Annotated in this window: 11 protein-coding genes and 2 pseudogenes; 10 read left to right on the top strand and 3 right to left on the bottom strand. The window is 67.3% G+C overall.

The window, feature by feature from the left end:
- Positions 1-485: 485 nt before the first annotated feature.
- The 6 genes and pseudogenes from SSPN_RS62350 to SSPN_RS0137215 form a co-directional block, all read left to right on the top strand.
- A pseudogene (locus SSPN_RS62350) lies at positions 486-713 on the top strand (transposase); the annotation flags it as partial.
- A gap of 292 nt (positions 714-1,005) precedes the next feature.
- Positions 1,006-1,305 (top strand): SDR family oxidoreductase, encoded by a 300-nt coding sequence (locus SSPN_RS58905; protein WP_237710939.1) that lies wholly within the window; start codon positions 1,006-1,008, stop codon positions 1,303-1,305.
- 160 nt (positions 1,306-1,465) lie between these two features.
- Positions 1,466-2,782, top strand: coding sequence for an MFS transporter (locus SSPN_RS0137230; RefSeq protein WP_010315060.1), 1,317 nt, complete (start codon positions 1,466-1,468; stop codon positions 2,780-2,782).
- Positions 2,783-2,842: 60 nt separating this feature from the next.
- Entirely contained in the window at positions 2,843-3,631 is a 789-nt protein-coding gene (locus SSPN_RS0137225; RefSeq protein ID WP_010315058.1) for a LamB/YcsF family protein, read from the top strand.
- Positions 3,628-4,254 carry a 5-oxoprolinase subunit B family protein gene (locus SSPN_RS0137220; RefSeq protein ID WP_010315056.1) on the top strand — a complete coding sequence of 209 codons (627 nt, stop codon included), beginning with the start codon at positions 3,628-3,630 and terminating at the stop codon, positions 4,252-4,254. Before SSPN_RS0137225 ends, SSPN_RS0137220 begins: the two co-directional genes overlap by 4 nt.
- Positions 4,251-5,147, top strand: coding sequence for a 5-oxoprolinase subunit C family protein (locus tag SSPN_RS0137215; RefSeq protein WP_010315054.1), 897 nt, complete (start codon positions 4,251-4,253; stop codon positions 5,145-5,147). The genes SSPN_RS0137220 and SSPN_RS0137215 overlap by 4 nt, the downstream gene beginning before the upstream one ends.
- 29 nt (positions 5,148-5,176) lie before the next feature.
- On the opposite strand, the gene SSPN_RS47805 is transcribed toward SSPN_RS0137215, so the two are convergent.
- The gene (locus SSPN_RS47805; protein ID WP_010315052.1) at positions 5,177-6,079 is read right to left on the bottom strand and encodes a LysR family transcriptional regulator; all 903 of its coding nucleotides are present in this window, start codon (positions 6,077-6,079) and stop codon (positions 5,177-5,179) included.
- A gap of 135 nt (positions 6,080-6,214) precedes the next feature.
- On the opposite strand from SSPN_RS47805, the gene SSPN_RS0137205 reads away from it, so the two are divergent.
- The 4 genes and pseudogenes from SSPN_RS0137205 to SSPN_RS47790 all read left to right on the top strand — a co-directional run bounded on the left by SSPN_RS0137205 (position 6,215) and on the right by SSPN_RS47790 (position 10,131).
- The gene (locus SSPN_RS0137205; RefSeq protein WP_029536103.1) at positions 6,215-7,381 is read left to right on the top strand and encodes a pyridoxal phosphate-dependent aminotransferase; all 1,167 of its coding nucleotides are present in this window, start codon (positions 6,215-6,217) and stop codon (positions 7,379-7,381) included.
- Positions 7,382-7,438: 57 nt separating this feature from the next.
- Positions 7,439-7,972, top strand: coding sequence for a thiamine pyrophosphate-binding protein (locus SSPN_RS47800; RefSeq protein WP_010315048.1), 534 nt, complete (start codon positions 7,439-7,441; stop codon positions 7,970-7,972).
- Positions 7,959-8,507 carry a thiamine pyrophosphate-dependent enzyme gene (locus tag SSPN_RS49710; protein ID WP_010315046.1) on the top strand — a complete coding sequence of 183 codons (549 nt, stop codon included), beginning with the start codon at positions 7,959-7,961 and terminating at the stop codon, positions 8,505-8,507. Before SSPN_RS47800 ends, SSPN_RS49710 begins: the two co-directional genes overlap by 14 nt.
- Positions 8,508-8,653: 146 nt before the next feature.
- Positions 8,654-10,131, top strand: a pseudogene (locus tag SSPN_RS47790) (aldehyde dehydrogenase).
- Positions 10,132-10,448: 317 nt separating this feature from the next.
- Here SSPN_RS47790 and SSPN_RS0137185 read toward each other — a convergent pair.
- Both SSPN_RS0137185 and prpB read right to left on the bottom strand, forming a co-directional pair.
- Entirely contained in the window at positions 10,449-11,591 is a 1,143-nt protein-coding gene (locus SSPN_RS0137185; RefSeq protein WP_010315044.1) for a bifunctional 2-methylcitrate synthase/citrate synthase, read from the bottom strand.
- Positions 11,588-12,478: a methylisocitrate lyase gene (gene prpB / locus SSPN_RS0137180; RefSeq protein WP_029536102.1), complete on the bottom strand. Its 891-nt coding sequence runs from the start codon at positions 12,476-12,478 to the stop codon at positions 11,588-11,590. The genes SSPN_RS0137185 and prpB overlap by 4 nt, the downstream gene beginning before the upstream one ends.
- Between the last annotated feature and the right edge of the window lie 48 nt (positions 12,479-12,526).

Below are 12,526 nucleotides of genomic sequence, written 5' to 3'. Positions count from 1 at the left end.
CCAGACCACGAGCGCGGACCAGGCGGGGCGATGGTGCGTAGCCAGGCGGTGAGCTAGTCGCTCATCTGCCGCACCTCCCAGCCGTCGCGCGAGTTCGTCCACAATCGCGTCGGCCTGCGCCCGGTTCGCCGAGTGCGGCCCGCACGGACTCAGCCACGACCGGGCCGACGACCTCGGCCAGCAACGGGCGCAGTGCGGCGGCGAACTTCGCGGGGGGTCGGCCTGCCCAGCTGCGTTGATCATCGCTGGCGCTGGTAGATCAGGCCGTTGTTGTCCCGGATTGCATCGACCGCCGAGACCTTGACCTTGCTGCCGGGGTACCGCTGGGCTGCGCCGCAAGCAGCGCCTCGATCGCCGGGCTGCAGGTGTGAAGCGAACGGCCTGTTCACCCCGATAGATGTCACAAACGGTCCGTTCACCTCATTCACCCAATCTCGATCGCCGGGCTGCAGTTTCGGGGCGTTGAGCGTGATCAGCAGTTTTTTATGCCGCCGGATTTGCGGGAGTGGTTGCCGGCGGGGCATCTGGGGTGGTTCGTGCTGGATGTGGTTGGTCAGTTCGACGTTGAGGGGTTTCGTGCCCGGCACCGGCTTGGCGGTGGCGGGCGTGAGGCGTATGACCCGCGGATGCTGCTGGCGTTGCTGATCTATGCGTATGTGGTCGGGGAACGGTCGTCGCGGCAGATCCAGCGGTTGTGTGAGACGGATGTGGCGTTCCGGGTAATCTGCGCGCCGGGCGTGCCGGATCACACCACGATCGCCCGGTTCCGCAAAACGCACATCGAGCGGTTCGAGGGTGTGATCGCGCAGGTGCTGGCGTTGTGTGCGCGGGCGGGGATGGTGCGGCTTGCGACGGTGGCCATTGATGGCACCAAGATCGCCGCGGATGCGTCGTTGGACGCCAGTCATGATCTGGAGTGGTTCCGCCGTCAGGCCGGGCGGATCATCGCCGAGGCCGAGGAGACCGACGCGGCCGAGGATGCCGAGTCCGGGGTGGGGTCCTGGGATGAGCTGCCTGCGGAGCTGGCCGACCCCGTCACCCGGGCGGGTCAACACCCTGGTGCCCGGACTCATCGCCACAGTTGCCAACGAGTCGGCCGAAGCGACCCGGATGCGGGACCAGACGGTTCCCCTCGGGCTCGGCGGCACCGCTGAGACCCTCGCGGGACCTGCGCTGTTTCTCGCTTCCCCGGATGCCGCGTACGTCACCGGCACCAAGCTGGTGGTCAGCGGGGGCGTGCTCGTCCAGCAGCGCAGCCCGCAGGTTGACACCTACCGCCCGGGCGACTTTCCATGTCCAGCTTGACCGCCGATTTCGCCGGCTGAGGAGCACTTTCCGAGGCTGCCCGCCGGCAGCCGCGGCGGGCAGCCCCGGGCCCAACTTCGCTTCAGGATTAAGCGATCCAGCATGCTGACCACAGCAGAACAGCGTTCTCCCGACCGCTCGATCTCCGCACGATAAGACGATGAAAAATCCGGCACCGGTCACAGCATCGACGCGAAAAGCCCTGTTCGGGTGCACTGTCGGGACCGCTTTGGAGTGGTACGACTTCTTCCTCTACGGGCTCGCCGCCTCGTTGGTGTTCAACCGCTTGTTCTTCCCCAGCTTCAATCCGGCAGTGGGCACGCTCCTGTCGTTCGGGTCGTTCGCGGTGGCCTTCATCGCTCGCCCCATCGGTGCAGCGATTTTCGGGCACCTCGGTGACCGCCTCGGCCGCAAGAAGGCGCTGGTGCACACGCTGTACCTGATGGGTGCCGCGACGCTGGGCATCGGCCTGCTTCCCACCTACCACTCCGTCGGGATGCTCGCGCCGATCCTGCTGACAGCCCTGCGCTTCCTCCAGGGCATCGGCCTCGGTGGCGAGTGGGCCGGCGCGGTCCTGATGAGCAGCGAACATTCGGACGCCCGCCGTCGCGGACTCGCGGCCAGCTGGCCACAGATCGGAGCTCCGGTCGGAAACCTGCTCGCGGCCGGTGTGCTGGGCCTGATGCTGGCGATCCTGCCGCAGCAGGAATTCGACGCATGGGGCTGGCGACTGCCGTTCCTTCTCAGCGCCGTATTAGTCCTGATAGGACTGTGGCTGCGCATCGCGGTGTCGGAATCCCCGGCGTTCCGGGAGGTTAAGAAGACCAGCAAGGCCCCGCTGCTCAGCGTTGTGCGGGAACACCCGATCCGGCTTCTCGCCGCAGCAGGGGTGCGGATCGCGCCGGACGTGAGCTACTACATCTGGACGCTGTTCATCTTCAGCTATGCGGCAGGACTCGACTCACTGCCCCGGCAACTCGTGGTGAACGCGCTGCTGGTCGGTTCAGCGCTGCAACTGCTCGTCGTCCCGCTGGCCGGTCATCTCTCCGACCGGTTCGGTCGGCGCACGCTCTCCCTGATCGGAGCTGTCGGCACTGGGGCGTGGGGTTTCGCGTTCTTTGCCCTGCTGGACACCCAACGTCCCGCGATGGTGTTCGCCGCCGCGATCGGGGGTTTGTTCTTCCACGCCGTGATGTACGGACCGCAGGCAGCACTGATCAGCGAGCTGTTCCCGACCAACGTGCGCTACAGCGGAGCGGCGCTGGGTTCGCAACTGGCTGGGATCGCGGGCGCGGCGTTCGCTCCGATGATCGCCGTGGCGCTGCTGACAGCCTTCGGCTCCGCCTCAGCGGTGTCGATCTACGTGGTCGCGTGCGCGGCGGTCACGGTGACGGTTGTCCTGCTCGTACCAGAAACGAAGGAGCTCTCATTGCGGGAGGGAAAAACCGCGATGAGCCAAGAAAAGATGGTGCGTTGACCGTTGAGCCTGCGAACCGCACCGAACGACGAAACAGTCCCCCGACCCCGGAGGTCGCAGATGCCTGACCAACAGCGACGTATCTCGCTCAACACCGACATCGGTGAGGGATTCGGCGCCTGGACCATGTCGGATGACAACGCCCTGCTGCGCAGGGTCACCGACGCGAACATCGCCTGCGGATTCCATGCCGGTGACCCCTCCACCATGCGCCGGACGTGCGAAACCGCGGCTGCCAACGGTGTCGCAGTTGGCGCACACGTCGGGTTTCACGATCTGCGCGGCTTCGGCCGCCGATACATCGCCGTGCCACAGGAACAGCTCCTCGACGACCTGATCTACCAGCTCGGCGCGCTCGACGGCATGGCGAGAGCCGTCGGCACCACCGTGCGCTACGTCAAGCCGCACGGAGCCCTCTACCACTCAGCGGTGGCCCGCATCGAGCACGCCGCCGCGATCGTCGAGTCGATCCGCCAGTTCGACCGGGGCCTGCCACTGCTCTGCCAGCCAGGTACGAGGCTTGCCAGACACGCCGCTGAGGCAGGGGTGCCGGTGCTGCGCGAGGGTTTCATCGACCGCGCCTACACACGCGACGGCACGCTGGTCCCGCGCGGTGAGCCAGGCGCAGTCATCAGCGACCCCGCCGCTGCGGTGGACCAGGCCGTGGCGATGGCCACGACTGCAACGGTGGTCAGCAACGACGGAACCACGATCCCGATGCAGGTGGATTCCCTCTGCGTGCACTCGGACTCGCCAGGAGCGGCCGCGTTCGCCGACAAAACCAGGGCAGCACTGGAATCCGCAGGCGTCGCTGTGGCCTCGCTTCCCGACATCGGAACCGTGCCGTGACAGACGCGCGACGCCTGCGATGGGCGGGTGAGCGCGGCTTGTTGATCGACGTGTCGGAGGGCGAGAATGCACACGCGCTGGCCTCCTGGCTGCGCAGCAGCGAGCACTCCGGGGGACTCGTCGAGATCGTTCCTGGACCCCGGACGGTGCTGGCTGTCGCTGATCGCGAAGTCCTCGATTTGGTCGCGCAGGACCTCGCCCGCGCCCCGGTCAGCAAATCCCGCCCGCTGACGGGCGAGGCCGTCGGAGTGGAAGTGGTCTACGACGGTGCCGATCTCGACCTGGTGTGCCAGCAGACCGGGCTCACCCGCGACGAGGTGGTCCACCTGCACAGCTCGGCGACCTTCCTGGTGGACTTCTTCGGGTTCAGCCCCGGCCTGGCTTTCACCGTGGGCATTCCCGAACGGCTGCGCGTTCCGCGCCTGGGCAGCCCGCGCACCAACGTGCCTGCGGGCAGCGTGGCAATCGCCAATGAGTACACCGTCATCTATCCGGGCGGCACCCCTGGTGGGTGGAGCATCATCGGACGCTCGGTGAGCCCGCCGCTGTGGGATCCCCGCCGCAGCCCACCGAACCTGATCAACGTCGGGGACCAGGTTCGCTTCCGGGCGGTGGGACCGTGAGTCCGGCACGGACGACCGTCGAGATCCTCGCGCCGGGTCCTCTCATGACCGTCCAAGACCTCGGCCGCCACGGCCACGCGCATCTTGGCGTGCCCACCTCCGGTGCAGCCGATGAAGCCGCCTTCCGCATCGCCAACCGACTCGTCGGCAATTCAGAGGACGCGGCATGCCTGGAAACGACGCTCGGCGGAGCGGCCGTCTTGTTCCACGGAGCGGCGTCGGTTGCTATCACCGGGGCCCCCACGCCCGCGTGGCTCGATCAGCGTCCGGTCGCCTTCGCCGAACGGCTCTACGTGAAGCCTGGTCAGACCTTGCAGTTGGGCAGGCCGGATTACGGGCTCCGCACCTACCTCGGTGTCAGCGGCGGGATCGACGTTCCACCGATTCTCGGCAGCCGTTCCACCGACACCCTGTCCGGGCTTGGGCCAGAACCCCTGACACCAGGAGTAGAGCTGCCAATCGGCACAGATCCGCGTGGCCTGGTCGGATGTCCCGATGTCGTCTTCAGCGCGGTACCGTCCACTCTGGACCCAACGGTGCGGATCCACGCAGGACCGCGCGAAGACTGGTTCGCTCCTGATGCGCTCCAGACGCTGACATCGGCGAGCTGGGCGGTCACCGCGGAGACAAACCGGGTCGGAGCGCGTCTTTCCGGCCCCCTGCTCGACCACTCCGCGAGCGCCCAGCTTCCCTCCGAAGGAATGGTGCGCGGTGCGATCGAGGTCCCGCCCTCCGGCCAGCCGATCGTGTTCCTCGCCGACCACCCGACCACTGGCGGATACCCCGTCATCGCCGTCGTGCACGCTGCCGATCTCGGGCTGCTCGCGCAAGCCCGCCCCGGCACCAGACTGCGGTTCGCGATCGCTCGTCAGCCGTCTGCAGGACAATCATGAACGATCGGAGAGCCCATCGTGCACCTGCGTCACCCGCAGTGCCCCTGCCGCAACAGCGCGAGCAGCTCGACCGCGAGTGCCACGTGGTCGGTCGTCGACGGCAGCGCGGCGAAGATGTCGCGGTGCAGCTCGGGCAACAACCGCCGCGTCTGCGTTCGCCTTGCCCGCACGAGAGCGAGTTCCGGCACGAAGGCCACGGCGACACCGGAACTGGTCAACGCCTGCGCGACGTCATAGGACTCCGTCTGGAAATTCCGGCGGGCAGCCACCCCGAACTGCGCGGCCGCTACCTCCAGCTGAGTCCGAGCGGGCCGGCCCGCGACACCGCAGGCCCACACGTCCTCGCCAAGCTCACTGATCTCAACCGCTTCGTCGGAAGACCTGCTCGCCAACCGATGGTCGTCCGGCAGCACGACGTAAATCGGGTCGACGCAGAGGTGCTCGAGCCGGACGTTCGACTCGATGGCAAGCGGCTGGCCGTAGGAGGCAGTGATCGCGACGTCGAGCTCACCGGCGGCCACGAGTTCCGGCCCGCTGTCGGAAACCAGGTCGCTGACGGACAGCTCCACGTCGGGATGCCGGTAACGCAAGGCGGTGAGCGCCTCCGGCAGCAGCGCGACCGCCGCGGACGGGAACGCCCCGACGCGCAGTCGAAGCGCGTGGTCGCCCAGGTAGTGGGCAACCGCTTCCCTCGCCTGCTCGAGTTCGGCGGCGACCCGCTCCGCGTGCACTGCCAGCAGCTTGCCCAGCTCCGTCAACTGCGTGCCACGAGCGCCCCGTTCCACGACCGCCGAACCGACGTCGCGTTCCATCCTCGCGATCTGCTGGGACACAGCGGGCGCGGTGATCCCCAGTGCATGCGCAGCGCGGGCCAGGCTGCCGTGCTCTTCGATGGCGCGCACGAGCGCCAGCTGGCCGGACGTGATGCCCATAAAGGAAACCGTATCACCGCATTGCCTAGAACAGCATTCTGCTTAACCGATCGACGCGCCATGCTGACGGAGTCCCCAGTCCACGTGCTCGGTACACCCGCGAGTTAGACCCGCCCATCACCCGAGGAGAAGTTCATGCACACCCCGCCGGCGGCCAGTTCCGCACCCGCCGCTCGCATAGCCGACCTCTGGCGGAACTCGCTCCGTCCGACGACGACCACGCCCGCCCCTGGTGTCGTATCCCTGGCAATGGGCGAACCCGACTTCGACACGCCGCCTGTGATCGTGGAGGCGGCCATCGAAGCGCTACGCGACGGGCACACGCATTACACCGACTTCGCCGGAGACGCGGAGCTACGCGAAGCGATCGCCCGACGTGCGGCCGCCATCGCTCGCCGGGAAATCACCCGAGAATCTATTGTGGTTACCCACGGCGCGTCGGGCGGGTTGGCCGCCACCGTTCTCGGCTTGGTCAACCCCGGGGACCGCGTCATCATCCCCTCCCCCACCTATTCGTTGTACGCAGACCTCGTGCGGCTCGCGGGCGGCGTCCCGGTGTTCCTACCCCTGCGTCGCGATTTCCACCTCGACACTGAGGCCCTCGCTGACGCGCTCCCCGGCGCGAGGCTGCTGATCGTGTGCAACCCGGGCAACCCCACAGGGGCAGTACTGCGACGAGATGAACTGGACCACGTCGCGAACCTCCTGCACAACACCGAGACCCTGCTCGTCGCCGACGAAGCCTACGAAGCCTTGGACTGGTCCGAGCACGGCTTCGTCTCAGCTCTGTCGATCGAGGCACTCGCCGACCACCTCGTCCACGTGCAGACCTACTCCAAGACCTACGCCATGACCGGCTGGCGGATCGGGCACGTGACCGCACCTCCCGCGGCTGCGAAGGCGATCGCGACCACGGCCCGCACCGTCAACGGAGCGCCGAATTCCGCGGTGCAACGCGCGGCGCTGGCCGCGACTCGTCACGGTCGGGCGCTGACCGAGCCGATGGTGGCCGAGTACCGGAAGCGGCGCGATTTGATGCTCGCGGCGCTCGAGGCAACGCCGGGCGTGGATGTGACGGCGCCGGAGGGTGCCTTCTACCTCTTCATCCGCTACCACAACGATATTCCCTCGGCCAGCCTCGCCGAGTCGCTCGCCGGGGCCGGTGTGCTGGTGCGCCCGGGAGCCGAATACGGGCCCGGAGGCGAGGGCCACCTCCGACTCAGCTACGCCGCAGCACCTGACGCGATCACCACGGGTTGCAGTCGACTGCACGACTTCTTCACCGCCCACTTGCCGCGGTGAAACTTCCGGATTCCCTTGAAAAGGAGAGAAAACGATGCGCGAAGAAGAGAGGACGTCGTGACGACATCGACGCGGACGACACTCCTGCGATGGCAGGCGGAAGTCGTCGACCAACTGCTCGCCGGCGATGTTTCGGTCGCCGCCTTCGTCCCGGACTCGCGGCTCAACGGTGTGCTCACCGGGCTTTCCGAGCGGGGTGTTCCGCTGCGCTCCCTCACCCGCGAAGAGGAATGCGTTGCCTACGCGGCGGGACAGCGAATCGCCGGGAAGCGGCCGGTGGTTCTGTTGCAGAGCTCGGGACTCGGCAACGCGCTCAACGCGCTGGGCACCCTGGCAGTGCCCTACCGACTCGGAATCCCGCTGATCATTTCGATGCGGGGCACGCTGGGTGAGACGAACCCATCGCAGATCCCGATCGGCCGCGCCACCGCCCCGATGCTTGGGTCGCTGGGCATCCAGACCTTCTCGCTGCGCAGTAGCGACGACGCGGCGAGCATGACCGAATCCGTGCTGAACATGGCGTACCAGGCAGGAGAAACGAGCGGACTCCTCCTCGAACCCGAACTGGGAGGGCAACGTGAACGTCGTTGAAGCCGTTCGGGCGATCGTCGACACGCACCCCGAGGCCACGCTCGTCGCGTCCCTCGGCACCGCGACGTCGGCCGTCCGACACGTGACGAATGATGGCCCGCACTTCTACTTCGGTGCCGCTATGGGCTCCGCGCTGGCCGGCGCACTCGGGCTCGCCGAAGCAGCGCCCCATCGGCAGGTAATCGCTGTGCTCGGCGACGGCGACTTCCTGATGGGCGCGAACTCCTTGTGGTCGCTGTCTGCCTACCGCCCCACAAACCTGCTCGTGGTGGTGCTCGCCGACGGCGCGTACTCGATCACTGGTGGGCAAGCCATTCCGACCCCGCTACGACTCGCTGAAGTGGGCGGAGCATTGGAAGGGTTGTCCGGAGCAGTCGCGGACAGCCCGGACGCCCTGCGGGCCGAACTGACCTCCCTGCCGCAACCCGGCCTGATCGAAGCCCGGATCACCGAGTCGACCTGGCCAGGCCCCTCACCGTTCGTGGACCCGGCTGAGGTCGTGCGCTCGGTCCGAAACAGCATCTCGGTGGCCTGAAACCCCGAACCAGAACTGCTCGTAGATCCGCGGTCAGGCACGAAGTCACAGCCCCGGTGCCTGACCGCGGATCGCTGACGCACCAGGCAGCGCCAGCGCCACATACGCAGCCGTACCTCGGCACGACCGACCGCGCGGGAGGAAACATGAACGACGAGCTCCAGCACTTCCGAATGATCATCGGCGGCAAAACGGTCGACGCGATGTCCAGGAAGACCTTCGCCTCTCAGAACCCCTTCACCGGTCGAGCGTGGGCGCAGATTCCCGACGGAGGGCCGGACGACGTCGACGCCGCCGTCACCGCCGCACGCTCGGCGCTCGACGCAGAGTGGGGCCGGACGACCGGCTTCGCCCGGGCCGCGTTGCTGCGCAGGCTCGGCGATCTGATCAGTGAGAACGCCGACCGGCTGGCGATACTCGAAGTCAACGACTCCGGGAAGCTGTACCGGGAAATGATCGGCCAACTCAACGGCATGGGCTTGTGGTACCAGTACTACGCGGGTATCGCCGACAAGTTGGAAGGGCGACAGATCCCCACACCGAACCCGGACTACCTCGTCTACACGCGACGCGAGCCGGTCGGTGTAGTCGCAGCCATCACTCCCTGGAACTCTCCCCTGCTCCTGCTGACCTGGAAGCTCGCCCCCGCACTCGCCGCGGGCTGCACGGTGGTCATCAAGCCGTCCGAGCACTCCCCGGCCTCCACACTGGCCTTCGCGGAACTGTTCGAGCAGGCCGGTTTCCCGCCCGGTGTGGTCAATGTCGTGACCGGCTTGTCCGCGCAGACCGGTTCGGCCCTCGCAGGCCATCCAGGCGTGGACAAGGTCGCCTTCACCGGATCGACGACCACCGGGCGCGCCGTTGCCCACGCCGCCGCGGACAACCTGAATCCGGTCACCTTGGAACTCGGGGGCAAGTCTCCGCAGATCGTCTTCCCCGACGCCGATCTCGCCGCAGCCGCCAACGGGGTAATCGCCGGGGTGTTCGCCGCAACCGGGCAGACGTGCATGGCGGGATCCAGGTTGATCGTGCACGACGACGTCCACGACGAGCTCGTCCGCCTGATCTCCGAACGGGCAGCGCAGATCAAACTGGGTGACCCGAACGATCCGGAGACCGAAATGGGTCCAGTGGCGAACGGGACGCAGTACGAGAAAGTCCAGGAGTTCCTGCGGATCGCTGAATCCGAAGGCGCGACCATCGCCTGCGGAGGCTCCGCCGATGAGCAGTTGGACGGCTACTTCGTGCAGCCCACCGTCCTGACAGGAGTCAACCCGGATCCACCGTGGTGCGCGAGGAGGTCTTCGGCCCCGTTCTGTCCGTCTCCCCCTTCACCGACGAGGACGAAGCACTGCGCTTGGCGAACGACACGCCCTACGGTCTCGCCGGAGCCGTGTGGACCAAGGACGTCCACCGGGCGCACCGGGTCGCCGCCTGCCTCCGCGCTGGCAGCGTCTGGATCAACGCGTACCGCGTCATCGCACCGAGCGTCCCGTTCGGCGGCTTCGGAGATTCCGGCATCGGCCGCGAGAACGGCATCGAGGCGGTGAACGCATACACTCAGACAAAGTCCGTCTGGGTGGAGCTGACCGGAGGAACCCGCGATCCGTTCACCCTGGGCTGAGCAACATCATGCGCACTTCGCACACTCCTGTCGGAGGCCGGCATAGGTCGCGCTCGTTTCATCCATCGATTCCGGACTCGTCGCCGACCCCAGCAAGCTAGAAGCCGCCCTCGACACGGCGATGGCGCGGTTCGTCCCGGAGGCGGTCCGCCGCATCTAGACCGAACCGACATCACCTTCCACCCACCGGGACTTTGATGACTGAATATCCCTACTCGTCCGCAGATTCGACGGCTTCGTCATCGGCACGCACCAGATGAGACTGCCCGCACCGATCATGCACATACTGCCTCGGCTTCGCCACCTCCCGGCTCGGTCTAACCGACGAGGCGCTGCGCTGGCAGCGGAACGTGCCGCTGGACGGGCCCGCCGTAGGCGCTCAGCGGCCGGATGAGGCTGTTGGCGCTGGCCTGCTCGATGATATGGGCGGCCCATCCGGTGATCCGGCTCATCACGAACAGCGGGGTGAATGTCGGGATGTCGAAGCCCATCAGGTGGTAGGCAGGCCCGGTCAGGTAGTCGAGATTGGGATGAATTCCCTTCTCCCGCAACATGACCGTCTCCAATTTGTGGTGCAATGCCATCAGCGCGGAGGCGTCGCGTCCGGCGGCGAACTCCTCCAACGCCTTCTGCATGATCGGCACTCGGGAGTCGCCGTGCTGGTAGACGCGGTGACCGAAACCCATGATCTTGCGGCGCTGCTCCAGCGCTTCGTGCAGCCACTGCTCCGCGTGGTCGGCCCGGCCGATCTCGGTGAGCATGTGCATCACCGCCTCGTTCGCGCCGCCGTGCAGCGGTCCCTTGAGCGCGCCGATCGCGGCCGTGACCGAACTGTAGAGGTCGGCCAGGGTCGACGGCACGACCCTGGCGGTGAAGGTCGAGGCGTTAAAGCTGTGCTCGGCGTAGAGGATCAGCGAGATCTCGAAGCAGCGCAGCGTCTCGCGATCCGGCACGGAGCCGGAGGTCATGTGGAAGAAGTTGGCCACGTAGCCCAGCTCCGGGTCGGGCGGGATCGGCTCCTGCCCGCGTCGGCGGCGCTGGTCGAGGGCGACGACGGTGGGCAGCTTCGCCAGCAGGGACAGCGCCTTGCGCTCGTCGACCTCCGGGCCGCCGGTCTCGGCGGTCGGATCGTCGGCGCCGAGGTAGCTCACCGCGGTGCGCAGCACGTCCATCGGGTGGCAGTTCTCGGGCGTGTGGTGCACGATCGCGCGCACCGTGCGCCCGACCTCGCGCTGCGATGCCTCCGTCGTCGCGAACCGGCGCAGCTGTTCGGCAGTGGGCAGCTCGCCCCTCCACAGCAGGTGGGCGACCTCCAGGAACGAGCAGGACTGCGCCAGCTCCTGAACCGGATACCCGCGGTACAGCAACGAGTTCGTGCTGTTGTCGACGGTGGAGATCGCGGTGGTGTCGGCGACAACACCGGCGAGTCCCTTGTGGACCTGCGGAGCTGCGGAGGTCACCGCTTCCTCCCGGGTTCGGTGAAGTTGAAGACGTTGTCGTCGAAAGTGTTGTAGTCGGCGTAATCGAGCAGCTCGTACAGCCGCGAGCGGTGCTGCATGCGGTCGAGCAGCGCTTCCTGCGTGCCCTCGGCGCGGATCAGGCGCAACCCTTCCTCGGCTGCGTGCATCGCAAGCCGCAGCAGGCTGACCGGGTAGATCACGACGTTGTAGCCCAGCCGCTCAAGTGTGTCCGCCCCGAGCAGCGGGCTCTTGCCGAACTCCGTCATGTTGGCCAGCAGCGGAACGTCGACCGCCGCGTGAAACCGCTCGAACTCGGCCTCGTCGGCCAGCGCTTCGGGGAAGACCATGTCCGCACCGGCGTCGACGTAGGCACGTGCCCGGTCGATCGCGGCGTCGAGCCCTTCAAGTGCGCGGGCGTCGGTGCGCGCGCAGAGCACGAAGTTCTCGTCGCGGCGGGCTTGCACCGCAGCTGCGATCCGTCGGGTCATTTCCCCGGCACCCACGACCGATTTGCCGTCGAGGTGCCCGCAGCGCTTCGGGTTGACCTGGTCCTCGATGTGGCAGCCCGCGGCACCGGTGTCCTCCAGCGTCTGCACGGTGCGTGCCACGTTCATCGGTTCGCCGAATCCGGTGTCGGCGTCGACGAGCACCGGCAGGTCGGTGACGCGCGCGATCTGCTGGGTGCGCCCGGCCACCTCGGTCAGTGTCGTCAGCCCGATGTCGGGCAGCGCCAGATCGGCCGACAGTACCGCGCCGGAGATGTAGACACCGTCGAAACCGGTGTCCTGGATCAGCTTCGCGCTTAGCGGGTTGAAAGCGCCGGGGACGCGCAGCAGCCCGCCGGAGTTGAGCGCGCCATGCAGCGCGAGACCGTGCGGGCGATCCAGAAGTAGCGCCGCCCGTTGGGCATCTCGGCGACCTGGGTGAGGATCTGC

It is taken from the genome of Saccharopolyspora spinosa NRRL 18395, from assembly GCF_000194155.1.
Lineage (GTDB): Bacteria > Actinomycetota > Actinomycetes > Mycobacteriales > Pseudonocardiaceae > Saccharopolyspora > Saccharopolyspora spinosa.
Note: the sequence above shows the minus strand (reverse complement) of the source record. Positions and strands in the feature narration are given on the sequence as shown.

Excerpts from the sequence above, each read along its gene's own strand:
- SSPN_RS58905 (WP_237710939.1), top strand. The coding sequence starts at position 1,006 with ATGAGCTGCCTGCGGAGCTGGCCGACCCCGTCACCCGGGCGGGTCAAC.
- SSPN_RS0137230 (WP_010315060.1), top strand. The coding sequence starts at position 1,466 with ATGAAAAATCCGGCACCGGTCACAGCATCGACGCGAAAAGCCCTGTTC.
- SSPN_RS0137225 (WP_010315058.1), top strand. The coding sequence starts at position 2,843 with ATGCCTGACCAACAGCGACGTATCTCGCTCAACACCGACATCGGTGAG.
- SSPN_RS47805 (WP_010315052.1), bottom strand. The coding sequence starts at position 6,079 with ATGGGCATCACGTCCGGCCAGCTGGCGCTCGTGCGCGCCATCGAAGAG.
- SSPN_RS0137205 (WP_029536103.1), top strand. The coding sequence starts at position 6,215 with ATGCACACCCCGCCGGCGGCCAGTTCCGCACCCGCCGCTCGCATAGCC.